The sequence below is a fragment of the Sphingobium sp. WTD-1 genome (assembly GCF_030128825.1).
Taxonomy (GTDB): domain Bacteria; phylum Pseudomonadota; class Alphaproteobacteria; order Sphingomonadales; family Sphingomonadaceae; genus Sphingobium.
Genome location: NZ_CP119127.1, coordinates 519,687 through 542,163 on the forward strand (window position 1 = coordinate 519,687; position 22,477 = coordinate 542,163).

General features: G+C 61.4%; 18 protein-coding genes and 3 pseudogenes. 14 read left to right on the top strand and 7 right to left on the bottom strand.

Translation table 11 applies throughout. The features are described from left to right. Window positions 1-78: 78 nt before the first annotated feature. The 7 genes from N6H05_RS02745 (at window position 79) to mobF (ending at window position 7,465) form a co-directional block, all read left to right on the top strand. Window positions 79-591 carry a DUF2840 domain-containing protein gene (locus N6H05_RS02745; protein WP_284112610.1) on the top strand — a complete coding sequence of 171 codons (513 nt, stop codon included), beginning with the start codon at window positions 79-81 and terminating at the stop codon, window positions 589-591. Then, a complete protein-coding gene (locus N6H05_RS02750; RefSeq protein ID WP_284112611.1) occupies window positions 588-1,178 on the top strand; it encodes a S26 family signal peptidase in 591 nt (196 codons plus the stop codon). Before N6H05_RS02745 ends, N6H05_RS02750 begins: the two co-directional genes overlap by 4 nt. Then, window positions 1,165-1,500, top strand: coding sequence for a DUF736 domain-containing protein (locus tag N6H05_RS02755; protein WP_185706350.1), 336 nt, complete (start codon window positions 1,165-1,167; stop codon window positions 1,498-1,500). Before N6H05_RS02750 ends, N6H05_RS02755 begins: the two co-directional genes overlap by 14 nt. A gap of 2 nt (window positions 1,501-1,502) precedes the next feature. Continuing rightward, entirely contained in the window at window positions 1,503-2,186 is a 684-nt protein-coding gene (locus tag N6H05_RS02760) for a lytic transglycosylase domain-containing protein (RefSeq protein ID WP_063141859.1), read from the top strand. A gap of 286 nt (window positions 2,187-2,472) precedes the next feature. Beyond that, a complete protein-coding gene (locus tag N6H05_RS02765) occupies window positions 2,473-2,844 on the top strand; it encodes a hypothetical protein (protein WP_284112612.1) in 372 nt (123 codons plus the stop codon). After that, window positions 2,841-4,703: a type IV secretion system DNA-binding domain-containing protein gene (locus tag N6H05_RS02770; protein WP_284112613.1), complete on the top strand. Its 1,863-nt coding sequence runs from the start codon at window positions 2,841-2,843 to the stop codon at window positions 4,701-4,703. Before N6H05_RS02765 ends, N6H05_RS02770 begins: the two co-directional genes overlap by 4 nt. Continuing rightward, the gene (gene mobF / locus N6H05_RS02775; protein ID WP_284112614.1) at window positions 4,703-7,465 is read left to right on the top strand and encodes a MobF family relaxase; all 2,763 of its coding nucleotides are present in this window, start codon (window positions 4,703-4,705) and stop codon (window positions 7,463-7,465) included. Before N6H05_RS02770 ends, mobF begins: the two co-directional genes overlap by 1 nt. Before the next feature lie 699 nt (window positions 7,466-8,164). On the opposite strand, the gene N6H05_RS02780 is transcribed toward mobF, so the two are convergent. Beyond that, complete coding sequence (locus N6H05_RS02780; RefSeq protein WP_284114151.1) at window positions 8,165-9,058, bottom strand: SDR family oxidoreductase; 894 nt, start codon at window positions 9,056-9,058, stop codon at window positions 8,165-8,167. A gap of 391 nt (window positions 9,059-9,449) precedes the next feature. Here N6H05_RS02780 and N6H05_RS02785 point away from each other — a divergent pair, with 391 nt between their 5' ends. Next, window positions 9,450-11,141, top strand: a complete 1,692-nt coding sequence (locus tag N6H05_RS02785; protein WP_284112616.1) for an FAD/NAD(P)-binding protein — start codon at window positions 9,450-9,452, stop codon at window positions 11,139-11,141. Further along, entirely contained in the window at window positions 11,072-11,638 is a 567-nt protein-coding gene (locus tag N6H05_RS02790) for a DUF1543 domain-containing protein (protein WP_284112617.1), read from the top strand. The genes N6H05_RS02785 and N6H05_RS02790 overlap by 70 nt, the downstream gene beginning before the upstream one ends. Window positions 11,639-11,698: 60 nt before the next feature. Here N6H05_RS02790 and N6H05_RS02795 read toward each other — a convergent pair whose 3' ends face one another. The 3 genes from N6H05_RS02795 to N6H05_RS02805 all read right to left on the bottom strand — a co-directional run bounded on the left by N6H05_RS02795 (window position 11,699) and on the right by N6H05_RS02805 (window position 13,701). Beyond that, the gene (locus N6H05_RS02795) at window positions 11,699-11,875 is read right to left on the bottom strand and encodes a hypothetical protein (RefSeq protein ID WP_284112618.1); all 177 of its coding nucleotides are present in this window, start codon (window positions 11,873-11,875) and stop codon (window positions 11,699-11,701) included. A 169-nt stretch (window positions 11,876-12,044) separates the two neighbouring features. After that, a complete protein-coding gene (locus tag N6H05_RS02800; RefSeq protein WP_284114152.1) occupies window positions 12,045-13,241 on the bottom strand; it encodes a DUF2252 family protein in 1,197 nt (398 codons plus the stop codon). 205 nt (window positions 13,242-13,446) lie between these two features. After that, window positions 13,447-13,701, bottom strand: a complete 255-nt coding sequence (locus N6H05_RS02805; RefSeq protein ID WP_284112619.1) for a hypothetical protein — start codon at window positions 13,699-13,701, stop codon at window positions 13,447-13,449. A gap of 200 nt (window positions 13,702-13,901) precedes the next feature. Between N6H05_RS02805 and N6H05_RS02810 the strand changes: the two genes are divergently transcribed. The 3 genes and pseudogenes from N6H05_RS02810 to N6H05_RS02820 form a co-directional block, all read left to right on the top strand. Next, the gene (locus tag N6H05_RS02810; RefSeq protein WP_199909682.1) at window positions 13,902-14,177 is read left to right on the top strand and encodes a PadR family transcriptional regulator; all 276 of its coding nucleotides are present in this window, start codon (window positions 13,902-13,904) and stop codon (window positions 14,175-14,177) included. A 20-nt stretch (window positions 14,178-14,197) separates the two neighbouring features. Then, complete coding sequence (locus tag N6H05_RS02815) at window positions 14,198-15,352, top strand: hypothetical protein (RefSeq protein WP_284112620.1); 1,155 nt, start codon at window positions 14,198-14,200, stop codon at window positions 15,350-15,352. Between the two features lie 177 nt (window positions 15,353-15,529). Then, window positions 15,530-16,546: pseudogene (locus tag N6H05_RS02820) on the top strand (thiamine pyrophosphate-binding protein); the annotation flags it as partial. 152 nt (window positions 16,547-16,698) lie between these two features. On the opposite strand, the gene N6H05_RS02825 reads toward N6H05_RS02820, so the two are convergent. After that, complete coding sequence (locus tag N6H05_RS02825) at window positions 16,699-18,048, bottom strand: IS1380 family transposase (RefSeq protein WP_502958942.1); 1,350 nt, start codon at window positions 18,046-18,048, stop codon at window positions 16,699-16,701. Window positions 18,049-18,176: 128 nt separating this feature from the next. Between N6H05_RS02825 and N6H05_RS02830 the strand changes: the two are divergent. Both N6H05_RS02830 and N6H05_RS02835 read left to right on the top strand, forming a co-directional pair. Next, window positions 18,177-18,890, top strand: a pseudogene (locus N6H05_RS02830) (thiamine pyrophosphate-dependent enzyme); the annotation flags it as partial. Next, the gene (locus tag N6H05_RS02835) at window positions 18,887-20,527 is read left to right on the top strand and encodes an FMN-binding glutamate synthase family protein (protein ID WP_284112621.1); all 1,641 of its coding nucleotides are present in this window, start codon (window positions 18,887-18,889) and stop codon (window positions 20,525-20,527) included. The pseudogene N6H05_RS02830 and the gene N6H05_RS02835, both read left to right, overlap by 4 nt. 870 nt (window positions 20,528-21,397) lie before the next feature. Here N6H05_RS02835 and N6H05_RS02840 read toward each other — a convergent pair. Both N6H05_RS02840 and N6H05_RS28235 read right to left on the bottom strand, forming a co-directional pair. Further along, window positions 21,398-21,550, bottom strand: coding sequence for a lmo0937 family membrane protein (locus tag N6H05_RS02840; protein ID WP_284112622.1), 153 nt, complete (start codon window positions 21,548-21,550; stop codon window positions 21,398-21,400). Next, window positions 21,523-22,313: pseudogene (locus N6H05_RS28235) on the bottom strand (IS5 family transposase). Before N6H05_RS28235 ends, N6H05_RS02840 begins: the two are co-directional and overlap by 28 nt. Between the last annotated feature and the right edge of the window lie 164 nt (window positions 22,314-22,477).

Below are 22,477 nucleotides of genomic sequence, written 5' to 3' on the forward strand. Positions count from 1 at the left end.
GGAATCTTTCAGATTCCTGCTAACGCCGCGCGCCGCGTGCGCGCCGATCGCATCCCCCGGCCGTAAGGGAGGCGCAAGATGACACCAGCACGGGACCGCGCCGGGTCAGGCACAGCCATGGCTGCCAGGACGCACGACACCGACATTGAACTTATCTGGATCGAGAAGCGCCTCGAACACTGGATCCGCTTCGGCAAGGCAGTGGACGAGACGATCCTGTCGCGCCGCACGCGCATCTTGCGCTTCCCTCCCGGCAGCCCAGTCGCCTTCGTTCGCTGGTCTGCGAGCGACTATGGCACGATCCGATCGCGCATCGACATCATGCGCACCATGATGCCGGGCGAGGCCTGTTCGACGCTACCGTTCGTGCGACCGGGCGCGCAAATCTGGCTCAGCATCGAAGGGTGGCCCAAGGTCCGTTGGGTGCTCGAGACGATCGACGCCATCGAAGCGGCCGGCATCGATCCCTGTACGGTCGCGCCCGAACATTGGAGCCATGTCGCCAACCGGATTGCCGCGGGCGAGCCGCCACGCGCATACACGGTCGAGCGCCATGCCGCCTGGCGCAAGCGACAGGCGCTCGGGCTATGAACCGCGCTTTCTATCGGCGCGCGACGCTGAGCGCGGCTGCGGGGTTCGCCATCGCCTTTGCCGCGATTGCTGCCATCAATCCGCGTGCGCGCCTGCTCTGGAACAGCAGTGCGAGCGCGCCCGTCGGGCTTTATCGTGTCCATGTCGGCGCACGCCCGCGGCGCGGTATCTTCGTCGCCGTCATGCCGCCGCCAGGGCTCTGCGCCTTCATGGTCCGGCGTCGCTATCTAGGCGAAAACACGCCGCTGATCAAACGGGTCGCCGCCACGACCGGCGCCCGTGTCTGCCGCGCAGGCGCCATCATCAGTATCAATGGGGTCGCGCGCGCGGTCGCTCTTGCGCAGGATCGGGAAGGGCGCGCGCTGCCGGGCTGGAGCGGCTGCCGCACGCTCGAGCGGGGCGAACTGTTCCTCCTCAATGCGCCAGCCGACAGTTTCGACAGCCGCTATTTCGGGCCGCTTTCCGATCAGACGATGATCGGGACCGTGACGCCCATCCTCACGCGCGTTGCGCCGGATGCGCCCTGGCGCTGGCACGACAATGCGACAGTCCATGCCGACAAGGAGGCGATCCATGCATATCGGTAAATTTCGCAAGGTGATCGGCGGATATGCCGGCCGGCTCCAGACATTGGGGCTCGATCTCGATATCCGGATCCTGCCCGCCGAGCAGAAGATACGCGCGACAGCACCGGACTGGCATGTCGTCCTTGCGCGCGGGGATGCGCGGATCGACGTAGGCTGCGGCTGGACGCGCACCAGCGACAAGGCCGGGCCTTTCATCGCCCTTCTGCTCGATTGCCCGTCCTTTGCGCGTCCGTTGCGGGCAAATCTGATGCGATCGGATCGCAATCCCGCTGACCATGCCTTGCTCTGGTCGCGCAGTCTGCCGCGCCCAAGGGAGGCGTAGCCATGACTGCCAGATCCGCAATCATGCGCCGTCGCCTGCCCTGTTTTCTGCTGGCCGGCCTCCTAGGCTGTGTCATCGCAGCGCCGTCACGCGCCCAGGAGCATGGCCTGATCATCGCCGAAGCCGCGTATCGCTTCGCGCTTCCCGAGGACCTGATCCGCAGCGTCATGGCGGCAGAGAGTGCAGGCGATCTGCGCGCGATATCGCATGCCGGCGCCATGGGATTGATGCAGATCATGCCTGCAACCTGGTCTTATCTGAGCAGACGCCACCATCTGGGTAGCTCTCCCTATGAGCCCAGGGCCAACATATTGGCAGGGGCTGCCTATCTGCGCGAAATGATCGACCGCTATGGGGATCTTCGCCTTGCTCTGGCGGCCTATAATGCCGGGCCGGGGCGCGTCGACGCCTACCGCAAATATGCCCGTGCCCTGCCCGCCGAGACCATCACCTATGTCGCTCGTGTCACCGGAAGGCGCGAGGCTGATGCCCGCAATATGGTTGTCCCTATGCCGACCGACTGGCGCGCATCCCGCCTCTTCTGTGGCAGGATCGCCGCGATGAAGCCGCCGGGCAATGGCGCTGCTGCTGGTTCCGCGCTCACCGCTCATTCGCCTGGTGAGGGTGGCTTTGTGGATGCGCTGCCGACGATCTTCGTACGGCACTCTACTGGCTCGGCGCGATGAACCATCGTCCTACCGCCCATGTCGCACTTGCCGGTCGGAGCGCCGCATGGTCGAAGCCGGTCATACTGGCGAGCGTTGATTGGGGCGCCCATCGGGCAAGGTTGCAGGGCTGCGATGCTCCGCATCGAGCCAGTAATTTTGATACACACCTCACGCACGGGTGCATCGCGCATTTCTGCGGGGTTGACGGGATGCCGATAGCATCTCGCCAAAGGCAACGGCGCGGACATGGCGCAATTGCGCCTTTCCTTGCGATGGCGAATAGCATCTCGTCACAGGTAGTGCGATGAGCGCTCGGGCCCAAACCGTTCGGCTCTCTCCAGCCCAGCATCGCATCCTTGCCGGGTTCGCCCGGCAGCGCGGCTTGAGCGAATATGCCATGCTCGCCCGGGTCGTGGACCAGGGGCTGACCGCCCTCGTCCAGGGAACAGGCAGCGCGATCGACACCCGCGAGATCGTGACCGAACTTGCAGCGGTCGGCACGCATATCGTCGACGTCGAGCATATGCTGAACCGCACGCTGTTCACCGCCTGCGCAGCCTATTGCTACGCCCGCAGCGCGGCGAGCGGCGCAGGCAAGAGCGACGAAGTCCTCACCCAGGAGATCCATGCCGCCTATGATCGGCAGCGGCGGCTCGCGCAGGAACATCGTTCATGACCCGGCGAGACGATCGCCGCGACCATGCAGATGCCCTGCGCAAGCATCATCTCGGTATCGAGGGCGCGCGCCTCAAGCGGCAGGCCTTGGTGATGCTGGCCTCTATAGCCATCGGCGGACTGTCCTTGCCCAGCATCTTGCTGAACAAGGACAGCATGCTGGCCACGGGCACCTATTATTGGGCCAGGACCAAACTCTTGGCCGTGTCGGCCTGGGAGGCGGACACGGGAATCGATGTCCATTATGCCGACCATATCGAGGAAGGACGATCAGCCCGCCAGATCATCGCCCACCCCTATTTCCGTCACCAAGTGGATCTTCTCTGGTCCTGCATCAAAGGCGGCAGCATGCTGGGCTTTGCTGGCTGGCTCGTTGCGCTGATCGCCTTGCGTCATGCGATGGCGCGGCGACGCGAGCGCCTGCTGGCCGATCGCTGGACCGGCGGAACGAAGGTGGCGGACGAGAAGAAACTCGCCAGGATGACCGGCAGGCAGGCCGATGCCCGCACCCTCTCGATCGGAAAGGTACCGATTCCCACCCGCCTCGAAACCCGTCACATGGCCATGATCGGCACAACCGGGAGCGGCAAGACCACGGCCTTGCGGCAATTGCTCGACGGTATTGAGGCGCGTGGCGAAGCTGCGCTGGTCTATGACACAAGCGGCGAGTTCATCGCACATTATTACGACCCGGCGCGCGGCGATATCATCCTCAATCCGTTCGATGCGCGCTGCGCCTTCTGGTCGCCGTTCGCCGAGATCGCCCATCCCGCCGATGCCGACCGTATCGCCCACCAGTTGATCACCGAAACCGGGAAACATGAGAGCGACGTGTGGCTCGACACCAGCCGCATCCTTGTCGCCAACATGATCAGGGCTTTGTGGCGAGAGAAGAATGGCACTCTGACCGACCTGCTTCATGCCCTGAAAAACCGGACCAAGGATGATCTCAAGCAATGGCTCGCCACCAGTTCATCGGCCCGTACCTTTGCCGACGATGCCGACCGGGCAACGGGCAGCGTCCTGTTCATGCTCGCCAAGGCGGCGGACCTTGTCCAGTTCCTGCGCGCCGAGGACGCCAAGGACAGCCCCTTTGCCTTTCGCACCTTCTTCAATGGGCTCGATCGGCATTCCGGCGCGCGGCCCTGGATATTCGTGCCGAGAAAGGAGGACTATTTCGAAGCGTCCAAACCCTTGCTCGCCTGTTGGCTGGAATGTGCGGCAAGCGCCGTGCTGGGCCTGCCCCCTTCCGATACGCGGCGCATCTGGTTCGTGCTGGATGAACTGGCCGACCTGCCCCGCGTCGACAATCTGGCGCGGCTGCTGCCCGAGGGCCGCAAATTTGGTGCGGCGGTGATATTGACCTTCCAGGCGCTGGGGCAGATGCAGAACCGCTACGGCCCGCACATCGCCGAGGCCATGCTGGGCTGCTGTAACAGCAAGCTGTTCCTGCAAAGCATCGACAGCGAAACGAGGAAATGGGCCAGCCAGACCATCGGCGAATGCGAGATGGAAATGCGGACCAAGGCCGACATTCTGGGAGACGGTGATGAGGGCCACCAAATCAGCCTGGGCAAGCGGCGAGAAGTCCGTCCGGCCGTCTTCGAGAGCGAACTGCGCCTTGCGCGGCATGATGGCTATTTGCTGCTGCCCGACGGATTGCCAGTAGCCAAAATCCGGCTGACCGCCGATCATGTCGCGCGGCGCGGCCCCCCACGCCAGCCGCGGCTTATTGAAGCCGATCCGGCGACCATGCTCTGGGGCAAGGCTGCGCCAGCGTCCCCGATATCTCCGGCACCGCCGTCTCCAGCAGCGTCGTCACCGCTTTCCACCCAGCCCGAGAGCGAAGGGCCAGTGTGATGGTGGCATCGGTATCGGCATTGACCAGCTCGGCGCAGGCGAGCAGCTATTATGAGGCCGATGACTATTATGCCGAGGGCGGTTTGTCGCCCTCCCATTGGCAGGGCCAGGGCGCCGAAGCGCTGGGTCTGTGCGGGGAGGTGGACCGCGACCAGTTCCGTGCCTTGCTGGACGGCAGGATCGGCGATCTGCAGCTCGGCGCCTTTCGGGATGGCGCGCTTCACCACCGTCCCGGCTGGGACGTGACCTTGAGCGCCCCCAAGTCGGTGTCGATCATGGCCCAGGTGGCAGGCGACCGGCGCTTGATTGACGCTCATGGTTATGCCGTGAAAATCGCGATGGCGCATGTCGAACGGCATATGGCCGCGACCCGTGTACGCGATGGCGGGACCGTTGCGCGCGAGGCGACCGGCAATCTGGTCATTGCCAGCTTCCAGCATGGCACCAGCCGTGCCCACGACCCGCAGCTTCATACCCACAATGTCATCATGAACGCCACGCAGGGTGAAGATGGTGGCTGGCGCAGCCTTGAACCGCGCGCGCTCTACCAGCTGCAAAAGCAGATTGGAGCCATCTATCGACAGGAACTGGCCTTGAAGGCGCGAGAGCTCGGCTATGAGATCGATGCCGGCAAGGAGTCCATGTTCGAGATCAGGGATGTGCCAGCCGGTGTCATTGACGCGTTCAGCACCCGAAGTGCCGAGATCGAGGCAGCGCTTGTCGAAAGGGGAACATCGCGTGATGCCGCCAGCGCTCTGGAGAAGCAGATTGCCGCGCTCGACACGCGCGAGGCCAAGGTCGTCGCTGACCAGGCGGGACTTGTTGCGCAATGGCGGGAGAGGGCCGCCAAGACCGGCTTTGGGGCAGAAGTGAGGTCTATGATGGTGAGAGAGGCTCAGGCCAGAATGGCCGATCCTTCTCATCGCGCGAGGATGGCGTTTGAGGGCGAGAATGGCGCAGCCCGCGCTGTCGTCCATGCTGCCGCCAGTCTGGGAGAGCGGCAGTCGCTATTTTCCGAGGCCGCCTTGAGGCAGGAGGCTGGACGGATCGGGCTGGGCCGGATCGGCTACGAGCAGATCGGGGCCGCAATCGATTTGGCCACGAAGACGGGGGATTTGCTGGAGCGTGTCTATATCGACCGGCGCGGCGCCGAATTTTCCGGGTTCACCACCCGGCAGAATGTCGAGACCGAAGCCAGGATGCTGCGGATCGAGGCGGACGGGCGTGGGGGACTTGCCCCGATCGCATCCCCACTTGCGGCCGCAAAGGCGGTTGCCAACGCTGCAGCGCAGGCCGAGCGCGCAGGTTTCGGCTGGAACCCCGATCAGCGCTCTGCCACCCAGCAGCTCCTGAACAGTTGCAACCGGATCACGGCTCTGCAGGGCTATGCCGGCACGGCCAAGACCACGACTGTACTGGCGACCTTTGCCTGTGCGGCTGCGGCGCGAGGCGTGTCGATCACCGCACTTGCGCCCACCGCATCAGCGGCGATGGTGCTTGGGCAGGCGCTGGGCACAAATGGCGATACCGTGGCCCGACACCTGTTATCACCGCAGCGTAGCGATATTGGTCGACCTGCCGCGTGGATCGTTGACGAGGCATCCCTGTTGTCGGCTCACGACATGGCGCGACTGTTCGAGCTTGCAGCCAAGCATGATGCCCGCATCCTGCTTGTCGGGGATGTAAAGCAGTTGGGTTCAGTCGAGGCGGGCGCGGCCTTTGCCCAATTGCAGGACGCTGGCATGGAGACCGCCAGGCTGGCCGAGATTGTGCGACAGACCAATGGTGCCACCAAGGAAGCGGTGCTGGCGTCGATCGATGGGGATGCCAGAAAAGCCATGGCAGCGCTGGATCGAGGTGGCGGGCAGGTCATAGAAAACGCGGATCGGAATGAGCGCTTTGCTGCCATCGCCCAGCGATATGCCGCGCTCGACAAGACAGGACGTGCCCGCACCCTCATCATCGAGCCGTCGCGCGAAGGGCGCGATGCGCTGACCGCAGACATTCGCGCCGCCCTCGCTCGATCGGAGATATTGACCGGTCCCGCAGTTGCCGTGGAAAGCCTCGCCAACAAGGGGCTCACCCGAGCCGATGCACGCGCTCCGCTGAGTTACGACAAGGGCGACGTCGTCAGCTTCACTCGTGACTATGCCGATAAGGGGGTGGCGCGTGGAGAAGCCTATCGCGTCGAAAGCATCGATCCGCTCAAGGCTGCTATCACACTCAGGGCCGAGGATGGGCGCGCAGTGGACTGGCGCCTGCGGCAATGGGGGGCAGGTCATGCTCAGGCTTTCTTGGCCCAACCGATCGACCTCAAGGCCGGCGATACGATCCGGTTCACCCGCAATGACCGCGAGACGGGTCGGGTGAATGGCGCCCGTGCGCAAGTCCTTGCGGTTGATCAAGAGACGCGCACCGCCACGGTCCAGACCGGACGAGGGAAGATCGAAACGCTCCATCTCGATTCCGCCCGCGACCGGCATATTGCCCATGCCTATGTCGATACCGCCTTTGCGGCGCAGGGCAGGACCGCCGACCATGTCATCATCCATGCCGACAGCAGAGCGACCAACCTGGTCGATCAGAAGTCCTTCTATGTAGGGATCTCCCGAGCAAAGCTGTCCGCCACCATCTACACTAATGATCGCGACAGGCTCGTGGCTGCGATCAGTGAGCGGACCGGCCAGGTGCAGACGGCCATATTTGAGGCCAGGGCCCCGGCACTCGCAGCTGCCGCTAGGAAAGGCGCTGGTCTGGGATGAGGCCCGGCCTTCATCCTGGCAGGGTAAAAAGCGGCGGCATCGAACGGTCCGATTGGTTCGCGCCGGGCAGCGTTCCCGCCTAGATGTGGACCGACCGCTGTCCGGGGCCGCCGCCGGGCGCCCCGGCAAACAGCGATCGAGGGTCGGGAGCGGACGGTCGGAGATCAGTGTCGCCTCGATCGTGAAACCAATTGCGCGCGCGCTTTGTTTGCTTCGACGATGACGCGAAAAAGGATATCGATGATGCCCACGACACCTAAAACTACCGACGGCCCAGAGGACACCGGCGCTGGCGAGCGCACCAACCGGAAGGCCGCCCAGAAGGTCTCGCCGGGAGATGGTAGCGCAACGATCGCTGGGGAAGGGCTGGGAAGCCCTGCCATACGGACCACAGACATCGAAGAACCCGACGCCCCGGATCCGACCAGTGATCGTCCGGACAGAGGTCCGAGCGGTGCCGCGACAGCGGGCGAATTCCCAGATAAGTTGCCCAAAAAGTCTCGCAGCTAAACCCGAGCGTGATTGCAGCGAGGGGTGGCTCCCATTTTCCTCCCGCTCGCGGAAGCGGGGACATGACTGCTTCTGGTCGGTTGCCGACCGCCCCGGTTTGGCCAGCACTCAGGGCAATTCGGTCCCTCGGACCACCCCCGACATCGACAGTGACAACGGCCCCACAGTGCCGCGGGGCCGTTATTTGCATCACGCGATACCGGCGCCTCCCGTCACACCATAGACTTCGCCGGTGATATAACTGCCCTCCTGCGAGGCAAGCAGCACATAAACGGGCGCAATCTCGACTGGCTGGCCAGGACGACCGAACTGGCTCTGCTCGCCGAACTTTCTGACCTTTTCCTGCGGCTGCCCCCCGCTGGGCTGCAGCACGGTCCAGAATGGACCGGGCGCCACCACATTGGCGCGGATGCCCTTCTCGATCAGCTGCTTTGCGAGCGCCTTGGTATAGGCGACGATGCCGGCTTTGGTCGTGGCATAGTCCAGAAGAATGGCCGACGGCTCATAGGCCTGCACCGAGGCGGTGGTGATCACGGATGCGCCGGCAGGTAGATGAGGAACCGCCGCCTGCGTGATCCAATGCATGGCATAGAGATTGGTCTTGAGCGTACGGTCGAAATCTTCCGAGCTCACGGCTGTCACATCATCGCGATATTGCTGATGACCAGCATTGATGACGAGGATGTCGAGGCCGCCGAGGCCAGAGAGCGTTTCATCGACAAGTTTGCGGCACCAGCTCTCATCGGTGATGTCGCCCGGTAGCGCCACGGCCGTGCGCCCTTCGGCCTCGATCAGGGCGACCACTGCCTTTGCGTCAGCTTCTTCACTTGGAAGATAGGAGATGGCGACATCGGCGCCTTCTCGCGCAAAGGCAATGGCCGCAGCCCGGCCGATGCCGCTATCGCCTCCGGTAACGAGCGCCCTGCGGCCCTTGAGCTTTCCTGAACCGACATAGCTGTCCTCGCCATGATCCGGCTTTGGATCCATGCTTGCTGCGATGCCGGGCGCCGGTTGCGGCTGCTCTGGAAATGGCGGCCTGGGATATTGCGCGCGCGGGTCCTGCATGGTGAGACGCTCTGCCATGTTCGCTCCTTGCTGAATGAAATGATGGACATTGTCCGGATTGCCTCCTGAGGCGACAGGGCAATTTACGAGCCGCCTAGGGATCTGGTTCCAGTGAATAAGCTGCGCAGACCAATCGGCGGGAGCAGTTGCGACGGCGGCGCGCGCCCTTAAACGATGGTACAGTTCATATCGGCCCAAGACGCGCATGCTAGCTGCATCATCCGTGGTGAAAACGGCGTTCAGCTGGGGCGATCTGTCGTGGCCGAGGGCGGGAGGCCGGGCTTTGAGGTCCTGTTCTGCAAGCTGATACGGTGCCGATACCGCGTGGCGCCAATAGGAAAAGAGCTTAATTCGCATCAACTATGGCAGTTACCATGGCACTCAATGGCGCCACGGGAATTGCACTGACATGGCTACCGCAATCGCTTTCGTCGGCGCAGGTCCGACCACCATCTATACGTTGAACGCGCTGATTGAAGCCCTAGGCAATTTACCAGGCCGGCCTGACGCTAATATCACCATATTTGAGCTGCAGTCTCAGCCAGGTCTGGGCACCCCATATCGGCCAGGCTGGAATGATCCTGCGATGCTGTCCAACATTGCGAGCGTCGAAATTCCGCCTCTGGCCGAAACGTTGATCGATTGGCTCAGCCGGCAGGATGGGGATCGGCTTCGCGCACTCGGCATTGATCCATCAGGCGTCGACGAACGGACTTTCTACCCGCGGGTAGCGCTCGGCCGGTTCTTTCTCGACCAGTTCACCCAACTGGTCGAGCGCGCCCGGCTGAAGGGGATCGACGTTCAAGTCCGCGCGCGAACTAAGGTGGTCGACATTGAAGTTGAAGGAGACAGCCTGAAGCTGATGGTCGCCCCTGCCCGCCTACCCCAGTCAATCGAGTGGTTTGATTATGTCGTCCTGGCGACCGGGCATCAGTGGCCCGAAGAGCCCGAAGTGCGACCCGGCTATTATCTGAGCCCATGGCCGGCAAGCGCGCTTCAGCGGATTCCCGCCACAAAGGTTGGGCTGCGCGGAAGCTCACTGACGGCCATTGATGCTGTGGTGGCTCTGGCTGTCGCCCACGGTCAGTTCGAATGCCGGAACGGCGGAGCTCTGACATATCGATCAAAGCCCGGCCATGAAAAGCTTCAGATAACGATGATGTCGCGCAAGGGCCTGCTTCCGGAAGCTGATTTCTACCATACCATCCCCTACATACCGCTTTCGATCTGCACGGAAGCAGCGATCACAAGCCTGATCGAGGATGGAGAAGGCGATATTCTCGGTCGAGCCTACGCGCTTTTCCGGCAGGAGCTGCAGGAGGCTGACCCGGATTATGCGAAACGCATAATGCTTGGAGACCTCGCGCCCGAACAGTTTTCGAATCGCTATTTTGGAGAGCGCGCCGACGTCGATCCATTTGAGTGGGCAGCGACCAACCTGGCAGAAGCCAAGCGCAACTTCGCCAAGGAAGTCACCGTTCCATGGCGCTATGCCATCTTGCGGATGCATGAGGTGATCGCACTGATCGTTCCGCATCTTGATGAAGATGAACTCGAGCGGTTTGATCGCTTTCTAAAGCCGATCTTCATCGACGACTATGCAACAGTGCCGCACCTTTCCATCGAACGCCTGATAGCGCTGCACCAGGCAAAAAAATTGGATGTGAAGGCATTGGGTGAGACTTACAGGATCGATAGTCATGGAGCCGACCCCGGTGCGCATGTGTTGATCGATGGCGAAGATCACCATTATCCTGTGTTCATCGAAGCAACCGGACAGCGTCCACTCGATGTTGACGCATTCCCCTTCCCAACACTGATCGAACAGGAAATCGTCCAAGATGCCGCAGACACGCAAGGCTGCAGCGTCAAAGGTGTCGCAATTGACGAGCGCTATCATCCTGTCTCTGGCGATCCGGCGGCGCGACGCATATTCTGTCTGAGCCTGCCTTTCATTCTTGGTCGCCATCCCTTCGTCCAGGGCATCACCAGCTCCCATGAAATGGGCCTGGTAGTCGGCGCCGAACTGGCTTGCGCTATCGCGAAACGCCCATCGCGATCGCCTGTACGACCCGAGCAACAGCCCGGAGTGTCATTGTGAAGCTTTTTGCAATATATGTGGGTGGCGAACATCCCAGAGCCCATATCGAAATCCACGATATGCGGTTCGTCGTCGCTGATACGATCACGGACACCCATGCAGCATTGCGCGAACAATGGTGGGGCACCCCAGGCACCCTGCACATAGACTGCTGGGCCGTGATAGATCATGCCGATGGCTACAATGTCACTTTGCGCCCCGAGCGATGGATGGGCGCCGAGAGGCTATATTATGTCAATCTGGGAGGATATGATCCGACGGATTTCGCGGAGCAGCATCGCAACATGTTCGTCGTGGCAACCAGCCTGTCGCGGGCGAAGGCAAAGGCGATCGAGGCCGTAGCTGGCTGGAAGGACGCTCATCGCGACGACATATATGAGGCGGAGCAGGCTTTCGCGCTCGACACGATGGTCGGGGAACAGCTCCACATCCATTTGACGCCAAGCCTGCCAGCCCGACCGCTGAAATTCAGATGCAGCTACAAACCGCTAAAATAGAGGCGCTCCAATGAAAATCGCCGCCCCGGCACGGGGCGGCGATTTTCGCGCGGAGGACCGTCAGTCGCCGGTGCCGGGCTTGTCGGTCTTGGGTAGCTTGCCATCTTCCACCCGGCCTTCGTTGCGAAGGTCGCGGCCTTCCTGGGCCTTCTTCTGGCTTTCAAGCGATTTGCCATGCTCGAAAGCTTCTTCCTTAATGTAACCGGCGGCTTCCTTGGCCTTGCCTTCAATGCTCATGATACTCTCCAATCTGCTCGAGACAATTATTGTCCCGCCAGAAGGACAATCCCTAGCCAAGAGGGGCGTTCCCGGTCGCCGCTGTCGCTTTAATCTCGATCAGTGTGATTTTACCGAGCGCAGTCGGCACGTCCGCACGGCTGAGCATCCTTCCCAGGCGAACGATGTCTCAGCGCGCCAGCGCATAAATGCGACAATGGTCGAGATAGCCTGCTTCATGTCGCGCCGCCAAGGCGACTACGGCCCGCCATAGCCAGGATGGGGCATCCATGCCGTTCGATCGGCCGTTGCGCAAGGTCGTGAGCCATGCGCGGCGTGTCGCTTTGTCCATTTGTCGAGCATGGGCTTTTCCCACAACGAAGGCGAGATATCGCGCGGCTTTTAGGGCCTCGCCCCGAGAAAATTGTTCTGCCTCGATCTTGAGGTCTTGCGGCATCAGTTCGCGAACGAAGATCGAATGTCCAAGCATCCTTGCTGCGGCCATGCGCTCGCCCAAATGCGGAGATAGGGCGCGTGCTGCTGCCAGCACGCGTTCAGCAGGATCATCCGGCATGCAGGCTCCGGACGCGATCGGCGCGACAGGTTGAACAGCTTCCTTGAGGTCGACCAGCGCATGATCGGTGCGCTTCTTTCCTTTCAAGGTGACGACCGCGGCGAACCGCAGAAGGCCAAGCGAACTGCAACCCTTCATCCAATAGGCAGCGTCCGCCATGACAGGTGTGCGTTCTTTCCCGCGATGATCGAGAGACAGGATCATCGCGCTGACAGGTGGATGGATCACGACATCGCGCAGGGCCGCATATTCCTTTTCATCGAGCGGCCAAAATCGCTTGCCAAGAGGAATACAGGGTTCAATCGCCTCCAGCCGCTCTTTGGCCAGATGACGCCATTTGCGGTTGAGAGCACGGCGGCGAACCGTGCGCACCGCTTCAGGTTCCTGCTGGGCCTGCCGCTCGTCCTGGTCCGGGTCGGAAAAGGCTTCGGCGTAGCCCGCAATCATCTCTTCCAGCATGCGAGCGGTGATGACGCCTGGAAGATCGGAACCGCGCGCCGCGGTCGCAAGTGACAGGCCAAGGCGGATAAGATCGCGTGCGGGATTGCCAATGACCGCCTGATCTAGATCGCGTATCTGGATTGCGACATTGCCGTCGCTATCCGCTAACGGACCAAGATTGCCAAGATGGCAGTCCCCGCAGATCCAGATCGCGGGCCCTTCCGGGACGATCCGGGCAAGCCTGCTGTCTTCCAGCCATTCGTAGAAACGTGCCGTGTTGCCCCGCACATAAGCATGGGCCGACCGTGCCATTTTGAGGTCGCGACGGGCATGGAGATAGGGAACACGTTCTGCAGGCGCGAATGGCTTCATGGAGACATGAACGAGCAACAATTTGTGCCGTTCCGTTAGCTTTCGCCATGGGCTTTTCAAGCTGGGCCAGTAACTGGCCTAGGGGCTGCGGCATGCAAGGCTTTAACATGCCGTGCTGCACAAAATGATGGATCGGATGGAGCTTTGGCCACGCTCTCCGAAAGCGTGGTCAGCAGCAGCGGCAGATCTTTTGCGAGGCCTGCGATCAGCAGCCCGACTTGCGCGCGAAGGCGAGGAGCGTCTCTGCGACAATCATGCGCGCGTCACCTTCTATTGCCAGGCTTTTCGGGTCGAGGCTGTGATCCAGTTCACAATTGAGGTGCGCTTGGGCAGCGCCTTCCAGATCGAGGGACAATCCCTGCAGTCGCGCGATGTTGATAGCGAATTCAAGCGTGGTCTGGGCCAGCTTGGTGGTGGCGACGGATTGCAGTCTGAGCGCGTAAGCTTCTTCTTCCGTCATGCCTTTTCCTGCTCAGGTTGTGTGAAAAGCCTGTCATCAAATCCGTGTGCGGAACTTAGTGGGACGATCGGCAATCGGTCAATCTCGAGCAACATTTTGGCGCGCTTCCATGCTCATTCCGACTGAAGCTTGACAATAAATCGATATAGGTAGATTTATCGATCATGTCTCGAACACGTTCCTTGTCCTCTCGCGCCCGGATGGTGCTTGCCATCCTGCTCGATGCCGATGGCCAATGGTCGCACGGATATGAATTGGCGCGCCGCGCTGATGTGAAATCCGGCACACTCTATCCGCTCCTCATCCGCCTGGAAGCTCAGGGACATCTGGAAGCAGAATGGCAGCAGCCAGTTGAAGCTGGCCGCCCGCCACGGCACGCTTATCGGTTGACGGCGAGCGGTGTGCAGCTTGCCCGCGCCAATCCTCCCGGTCATCCGGTCACAACTGCCGTGCGCAGCCGGCAGGCAACCATATGAGCATAGGGCTTCGTCGCCGCTTGATCGATCTGGCCTGTCGTGCGCTGCAAGCTACGCTGCCCACGCCTTTGCAGCGATGGGGATGGGCGATCCGTTGCGAAGCCGCTGCCATCCCGGATGACAGCAAGGCTCTCTTATTCACGCTCGGCAGCCTATGTGGGCTCATGCCGCGTGCGGTCGCATCCCGCCTGCTGACCATCTTCGCCTCGCCTGTTGGTGACCATGTTTCCCGTCCGGAAGGATCGACCATCATGCATATCGTCAACGCCGCTACACGTCGTCCCCGTGCGCTGGGCATCGTCTGTCTGACCAGCGCTGTCCTGCTCGGCACTGCCTATATGGCGATCGCCGGCGCGCCGATGCGCTATCTTGGGGTGAACCTGGGCGCCTTGATCATCGGCTTGACTCTGCTGCTGCTGCTGGAACGCGCGGCCCGATCGGGGCAAGGTTGGACGGACGGGGCAAACCTCATGATGGCAGGCGCATTGTTGGCAACAGCTCTTTTCGGCTCCCAAGCCGATGGAATAGCGCGCTGGGTTTATTGGGGCGGATTGGCGATGCAGCCAAGTCTGATCCTCTTGCCGACAATGCTCGTCGCATTTTCGCGTTTTCGAAACGTCCCCGCGACTGTCAGCATCGTCGCGGCTGCGGTCGCAATGGCGCTTCAGCCCGATCGCGCGATGGCGGCGATGCTCGTGATCTGCCTAACCGCGCTTGCGGTCACGCGCCCCGATCGACATGTGTGCACCGCACTTGCTGCCAGCGCCGCGAGCTTTGCGGCAACGCTGATCCGTGCCGACAGACTGCCCGCAGTACCCTATGTCGATCAGATTCTCTATTCATCGTTCGACCTTCATGCCGTTGCGGGACTGGCGGTATTGGGCGGCTTGATGCTGCTCGTCGTCCCTTCAGTCATTGGTTGGCGCCGGGCTGCCCAGAGCCGCGCAATCTATGTCGCTTTCGGCGCCGTCTGGTCCGCCGCGATCCTGGCGGCTGCCCTGGGCAATTATCCGACGCCGGTTGTGGGCTATGGCGGTAGCGCCATCATCGGCTATGCGCTAAGCCTGCTGGCGCTGCCGAAATTCTCCAGTGCCAATGCCCTGGCTACCGCCCCCAAGTGCGGCGCTATCGATGATATGCCCACGGATGGCCCGTTGAGCGTCGCGCTTGCCTGATGGCGTGTGGCGCTTCTATCGGCTCGCAGCTGACGAGGGGCAGCCCGTTGTAACGGAAAGAGGTGCCAGGCAGCCACCAGACGACCGAGCGCCGTCCAACATAACTCATTTGTAACGGAACATGGGTGCCGCTCGCCGCTTACCCCTGCATCTCAAGATGCTATCGGGGAACAGTTCATGACCACAGTGGCGCAGGTAATCGTGGAAACGCTCGCGGCAGCCGGGGCTAGGCGCTGCTACGGCGTCCCGGGCGACACCCTCAACCATGTGACTGACGCCATCCGCAAAAGCGACATTCGCTGGGTTCATGTGCGCCACGAGGAGGCGGGCGGATTTGCAGCGGGGGCAGACTCGATGCTGACCGGCGAATTGGCCCTGTGTGCGGGCTCCTGCGGCCCCGGCAGTCTCCACTTCATCAATGGCCTGTTCGAATCCCACCGCAATCGCGCGCCCGTGGTCCTGATTGCCAGCCAGATCGTTCGCGATGAGCTGGGATTCGACTTCCCACAGGAGGTCGACTTCCGGTCAATCTACCAGAGCTGCAGCGTATTCTGTGAAGAGATCAGGACGCCCGCACAGGCACGGCGCAAGACCGCGATGGCAGCCCAGGCCGCTCTGGCGAAGAAAGGGGTGGCGGTACTGATCGTGCCTGCGGATGTCTCGAGCGCCAAGGCCCCCGACGAGCCACCCTTTGCGGTTCATCCCGCCCGTCCGCTCATACGCCCGACCGATGCGGATATCGACCGCATCGCCGCTGAGATCGCCAAGGGCAAGAAGATCGCCATCTACGGTGGATCGGGTTGCGAGGGCGCCCATGATCAGATCATTGCCTTGGCGCACGCGCTCCAGGCACCGGTCGCCCATACCTCGCGCGCCAAGGATTTCCTGGAGCATGACAATGCATTCAATGTCGGGATGACCGGCATATTCGGCGGTGAGGCGGGCTATCATGCGCTGATGGCCTGCGACACGCTGCTGCTGCTGGGCTGCGATTTTGCCTGGCGGCAATTTTATCCCGAAAAGGCAACTATCATCCAGGTCGACATAGATGGTAGCCATCTGGGACGACGCCATCCTGTCGACCTTGGCGTCGTGGGCGATGTTGCTGCAACGATCGAAGCGCTGCTGCCACGCATAGCATCGCGTAGCGAACGCGCGTTTCTCAACGAATGCCTAGCCCGGCTTATTCATGAGCCCGCTGCACTGGGGTATTTCGGGTTTGGTGGGTCGGTTGCCGCGTGATCTGGGCGAGCGCCAGCGCCGGCGTTTTTCACCGCAGCAGGAGCAAAGGGCTTTTCGAGGTTGATGGACGAGGGCTCGGGCTTTCGGCGGCACTGCCGCACTGGCTATGTCGGTGCTGGCCGGAGACTGGTGGCGATTGCTTTGAACACGTCGGCCTCCGGGCAGGCTGACGCGAAGGCGAGACGGATACGCGAGGAGGTTTCGATGACGCGGGCAGCCACCTTGAGCAGCCGCAAGCGTAGCGTTGCGAACTCGGCCGTGGCCAGCGCGGTGGTCTTGGGGATCGCCTGCTGGACGCGCCACAACAGCCAGTAGGCGGCGGTGTGTAGGATGAGGCGCATTTGATTGGCATTGGCTGAGCGGCACGAGGTGCGATCGCTGGCGAGTTGAGCCTTGTGGCGCTTGATCAGGTTTTCGGCTTGGCCGCGCGCGCAGTAAAGCGTGTCGTAGATATGCTCGGCCGAGCCTTCGGTCAGCGAGGTGACGACGTAGCGGATATCCATGCCCAGCGTGCTGGCCTCGATCCGGGCGACGACGCGGCGCTGGCAGTTCCAGCTCTTTGCGCCGTAGTGCGTCTCGGCATAGTTGCGCAGGACCGGATACTGGGCCGTGGCCCGCTTGACCGCGCAGGCGTCTGCGATGGCAACGATGACCGGATCAGCACGTAGCGCGGCATTGGTCGGCAAGCCGAACACGTAATCGACGCGGTGGGCCTCGCAGAAGGCCATGACTTCGGGGCGGCCATAATGCCCGTCGCCGCGGAAGGTGATGTGCGTTTCTGGCCAGTACCGGCGGATATGACGCACCAGGCGCCGGATGTGGCCGGCAGCTTCGGCGCCTGACGGCGTCTTACCGGTGCGCAGCAGCATCGCGACCGGACGACCGGTCGCGGTGTCGTACACATGGATCGGCAGGAAGCAGCGCTCACCGTGATGCCCGTTCCAGAAGGACAACTGCTGATAGCCGTGCACGACATCGCAGGTGTCATCGATGTCCAGCGTCACCGCCACTGGTGGAGCCGGATAGCTGGCGCAGTAGACGCCGATCATCTCGGCCATCATCCTGGCCAGCTCACGCGTGGTCGGAGCATTCTCCCAGCGGCTCATCGTCGGTTGGCTGGCAAGCCCCGCGCCCGATCCCGGCAACTTGCCCAGCGCCAGGCGGAAGCCCGGATCGTCGCGCAGGGCGTCGAGATCATCGGCATCTTCATAGCCGCACGCGATCGCGAACACCCGGGCACGTAGGATGTCATCGAGGCGATGGATCACCCGCGTCGGGTCACGCGGATCGGCAATGCAACCCGCAAGCCGCCGGCAGAGCCCCATCGCGCGCTCGGCCTGCGCAAGCAGCAGAACGCCGCCGTCCGAGGTCAGTCGGCCACCGTCAAACGCGGCTGTGATCTTCTTCCCGCCGACCGCTGGGAATCGGAATGAAGTTGCGATATCGTCTTTCATGGCGGGTGTGGCCTGTGGCATTTTCTGCCCTGCAGCAGGGCCGGCGTAGACACCCAGTTCCTAATTCAGATCAGAGGCTTATGCCACTCCCGCCAACCCTTCAGGCCCCCGTCGGTGAATAAGACGGGCTAGCTCATCGTGCCCGAACGGTTGAGGATGAGGCCAAGCATGCGACCATCGGCAAAGGTGGGGCAATTCATCCCCAATATCTCACCGAGATGATTTCACGGCATGCGCCCGCCGATAGCATCTACACCGCCGATGGTGGATCGCCGATGGTATGGTGCCTGCGCCATGTCGCGGCCACCGGGCACAATCGCACCGTCATCAGCCTGAGCCATGGCACCATGGCCAATGCGATGCCTCAGGCCCTGGGCGCCAAGGCGGCGTTCCCCGACCGGACCGTGATATCCTTGTCGGGCGATGGCGGCATCGCCATGCTGTTGGGCGACCTGCTGACCGCAGTGCAGGAGAAGCTGCCGATCAAGGTCGCGGTGTTCAATAATGGCGCACTCGATTTCGTCGAAATCGAGCAGAAGGTGGAAGGCCTGCTGGAGGCCTATACCGACCTCGTCAATCCTGATTTCGCGCGCGTGGCCGAGGCGATGGGTCTATGGGGCCGGCGCGTTGAACAAGCCGACCAGCTTGAAGGGGCCGTAAAGGACTGGCTCGCCGCGCCCGGACCGGCTCTGCTTGATGTGGTCACGGATCGGTTCGAACTGGTCATGCCGCCCAAGGTCGAAGTGGGGCAAGTTGCGGGCATGGCGCTCTATTCGGCCAAGGCGGTGCTGAACGGACGCGGCCGCGATGTGGTCGGACTGATCCGAAATCTTCTGTCGTGAGCGAAAGACCCAATCTGGTTGCGGCATTGACCCGCGACCGTCCGCTGTCCCGAAACCTGCTGCTGCTGATCGGGCTCGTCGGCACGATTGGAGCGCTGGCCACTGGCTGGTATCATCCCCATGACCTATGGCTGTCGCTTCTGTTTGCGCCGATCATGGTTCTGGCGTTGACCGATCTGTTCCAGTCGCACCATAGCCTGCGTCGAAACTATCCCGCCTCCGCACGCTTCCGCTGGTTCTTTGAATGGTTGCGCCCCTTTGCCAGGTCCTATTTCGTCGAAAGCGATCTGGATGGGCGACCCTATAGCCATGATGAACGGGCGCTCGTCTACGCTCGCGCCAAAGGCGAGGTGGATGCCCATCCATTCGGTACAGAACTCGACGTCTATTCCGACGAATATGAATGGCTCGCTCATTCGATCGCACCGTCGCGTGACGCCCCCAGAGAGACGCGGGTCCATGTCGGCACGGATCAATGCAGTCGGCCTTATCAGGCGTCGCGCCTCAATATTTCGGCCATGAGTTTCGGCGCACTCGGCAGCAATGCTATCGAGGCGCTCAACCTCGGCGCAAAGATCGGTGCCTTCTATCACGACACCGGAGAAGGCGGCCTGTCGCCCTATCATCTCAAACATGGCGGCGACATCGTGTGGGAAATAGGGTCGGGCTATTTCGGCTGCCGCAACCGTCAAGGCCAGTTTGATCCGGGCCATTTTGCTGATCGGGCCGCCCATGACGCGGTGAAGATGACGGAGATCAAGCTGAGCCAGGGCGCCAAGCCCGGTCATGGCGGACTATTGCCAGCGGCCAAGGTAACGCGCGAAATCGCCGAAACCCGCGACGTGCCCATGGGCGAGGACTGCCTGTCGCCCGCTGGGCACAGCGCCTTTTCCACGCCGATCCAGCTTGTCGAATTTGCTGGAAGGATGCGCGAACTTTCGGGCGGCAAACCGGTCGGGATCAAACTGTGCGTGGGCTACCCCCATGAACTTTTCGCCGTCGTGAAGGCGATGATCGAGACCGGCATCCTGATCGACTTCATCGTGATTGACGGCGCCGAGGGCGGTACCGGAGCTGCTCCCACCGAATTGTCTGACCGGGTCGGCATGCCGCTGCGGGAGGGGCTGATGCTTGCGCGCAACGCACTTGTCGGCACAAATCTCAAGGGGAAGATCAGACTGGCGGCGTCGGGCAAGGTCAGTTCGGGTGCGGGGATCGCGATGAATGCGGCTTTGGGCGCAGACTGGTGCAATGCGGCGCGAGCCTTCATGTTCTCGCTCGGCTGCGTTCAGTCCATGCGCTGCCATACCGACACCTGTCCGACCGGCGTGGCGACGCAGTCACCGGCCCGTCAGAGAGGCCTGGTGATTCCCGAGAAGGCGCAGCGTGTCGCCCGGTTCCAGCAATCCACCCTGTCGGCCCTGCATGACATCGTCGTTGCATGCGGCCTCAATTCCCCTGACGAGTTTACGCCGGACGGATTGCGCCAGCGGATCAGTGCAGTTGAGATGCGTTCCTTCGATGAACTCTATCCCTTCGTTGAGCCTGGGGAACTGCTCGATGGCGCTCGCGATCCGCGTCTTGCGCGCTGGTGGGCACAGGCTGATGCAACCTCGTTCAAGAGGCAAATAGCCTGATCGACGGTAAGCAAGCCCGGCTCGGTCTGACCTTGGATCGCGCTCACCCGAAAGCATTCGCCCGCGGCTGTACGAGCCACTATTTCCGGTGTCTCGTGCTGATCGCCGACGGATTAAGATATCCGCGAACGCCGAGAAAGAAGTGAAGTCTGGCAAAAGCCAGCCTATCCAACCGGGAGGGCTTTCCAAAAGCTGGGTGGACTGAGCGAGACGTCGGCGCACATATGTCGGTTTAGAGAGCGCGGAAGAGGACCTAGCAGCCTATCGATCGCCATCTTTTTCAAACTGAGTAATCGACTCATGGCTTGCTGAGGGTTCCATTGAAAATCGGAGTAGATTCTTTGTCTTGCAACCGCATGAACACTGGATTGTTATGAATAAAATATCTGGAAAAAGAAGGTAGGCATGCCACACAAGGATGTTCAAGTGAGGAAAGCTGATAACGGATTGGCGAATATTGCGAAATCCGATCTTGCGCGAGACCTTGATCGTGCCACTGAGAAATCATGCACTACTTCCAAGCCCGCGCGTCGAATTCTGACACTTCCGTTCGCGACGAATTAGCAACGGAGCGGCCTGTCCAAGTGCTGCACGCAGACATGATCTGGCATGATCCGGCCATCGAAATGCCGGCAGCACTCTGACGGGACAGCTACTATCTCTCGAGGTGATAGGCATTTCTGTAAAACTGACGATGCAGAGAAATGGTAGCTCGGCGTAACTATGGCTTAAACTTTCCGAGCGACTAGAGAATATTGGTGATCAGAAATCCCGCCTTTGATGAACATTGAGGGGCATGGGTTGCTCGCGCCTAGCCCCCCAACATTCCGCTGGTTCACATCGCTAATTTTGGGCGCCCGGTTTTTCCTATCAGGCTCGTCTTCCGGTCACGAACTGATAGACCAGAACGATTACGGCCAGAACCAGGAGTAGATGGATCAGGCCACCGCCGACCGGAATGACGAACGCGCCCAGAACCCAGAGAATGAGAAGGACTAGGTTTCGTGGACAAAGGGTATCCATTGCAGGGCTGAGACGAGATTGACGAAGCCGAGGTAGGACTCTTTGGTTTTGTCGTATCGAGTTGCGATACGCCGCCAGTTCTTGAGTTTGTTGAAGAGGCGTTCGACAAGATTGCGCCAACGGTATTTTTCGCGATCGTGTGGGATTGGATCGCGCCGATTGCTTTTGGCGGGAATGACAGCCTCAACGTCAGCATTGGCCAATTCCTCGCGGATGGCATCTGCATCGTAGCCCTTGTCCGCCAACAATGCCTCGATCTTATGAGCAATCAAACGGAACAGCGGGCCAAAGCCTTGGATATCGTGGCTCTGGCCCGGCGTCAGGACAAAGCCGAGCGGTCGGCCTTTGGCATCGCAGCGGGCGTGGAGCTTTGTGCTGAATCCGCCTCGCGATCGGCCAAGCGCCTCGGTTTCCTGAGTCCCTTTTTTATGCCGACGGCACAATGATGTGCTCGGACCACGGTGCTGTCGATCATGTCCGCAGTGGCATCACGAGCCACCATTTCGCCCAGTGTCTCGAGCATCGCCTCGAACACCCCGGTCGTAACCCAGCGCCGGTAGCGGCGGAAAACGCTGTTCCACTTGCCATATTCATCCGGCAAGTGGCGCCATTGCGAACCTGTGCGGGCGATCCACATCATGCCTTCGAAATACAGCCGGTTGTCCTGTGCTGGACGACAGCCACGACCACGCTCAGATGGCAGTAATGTGCCGATGATCCCCCACTCGTCCTCCGTCAGCCCAATACGCTCGCCCAACGCCACCTCCAAAAGGCAGCCTTGAATCAACGCCCGATCCTGCTGTCAACCTTTGTCCACGAAACCTAGGAGAATTGTCCACAACATAGAGGCGTTCCTTTTTCATCGAGTAGAAGCTGTCCAAATATAAATCATCTCAGCCCACGCGCGAACAGGAGAGCCGTTAACAG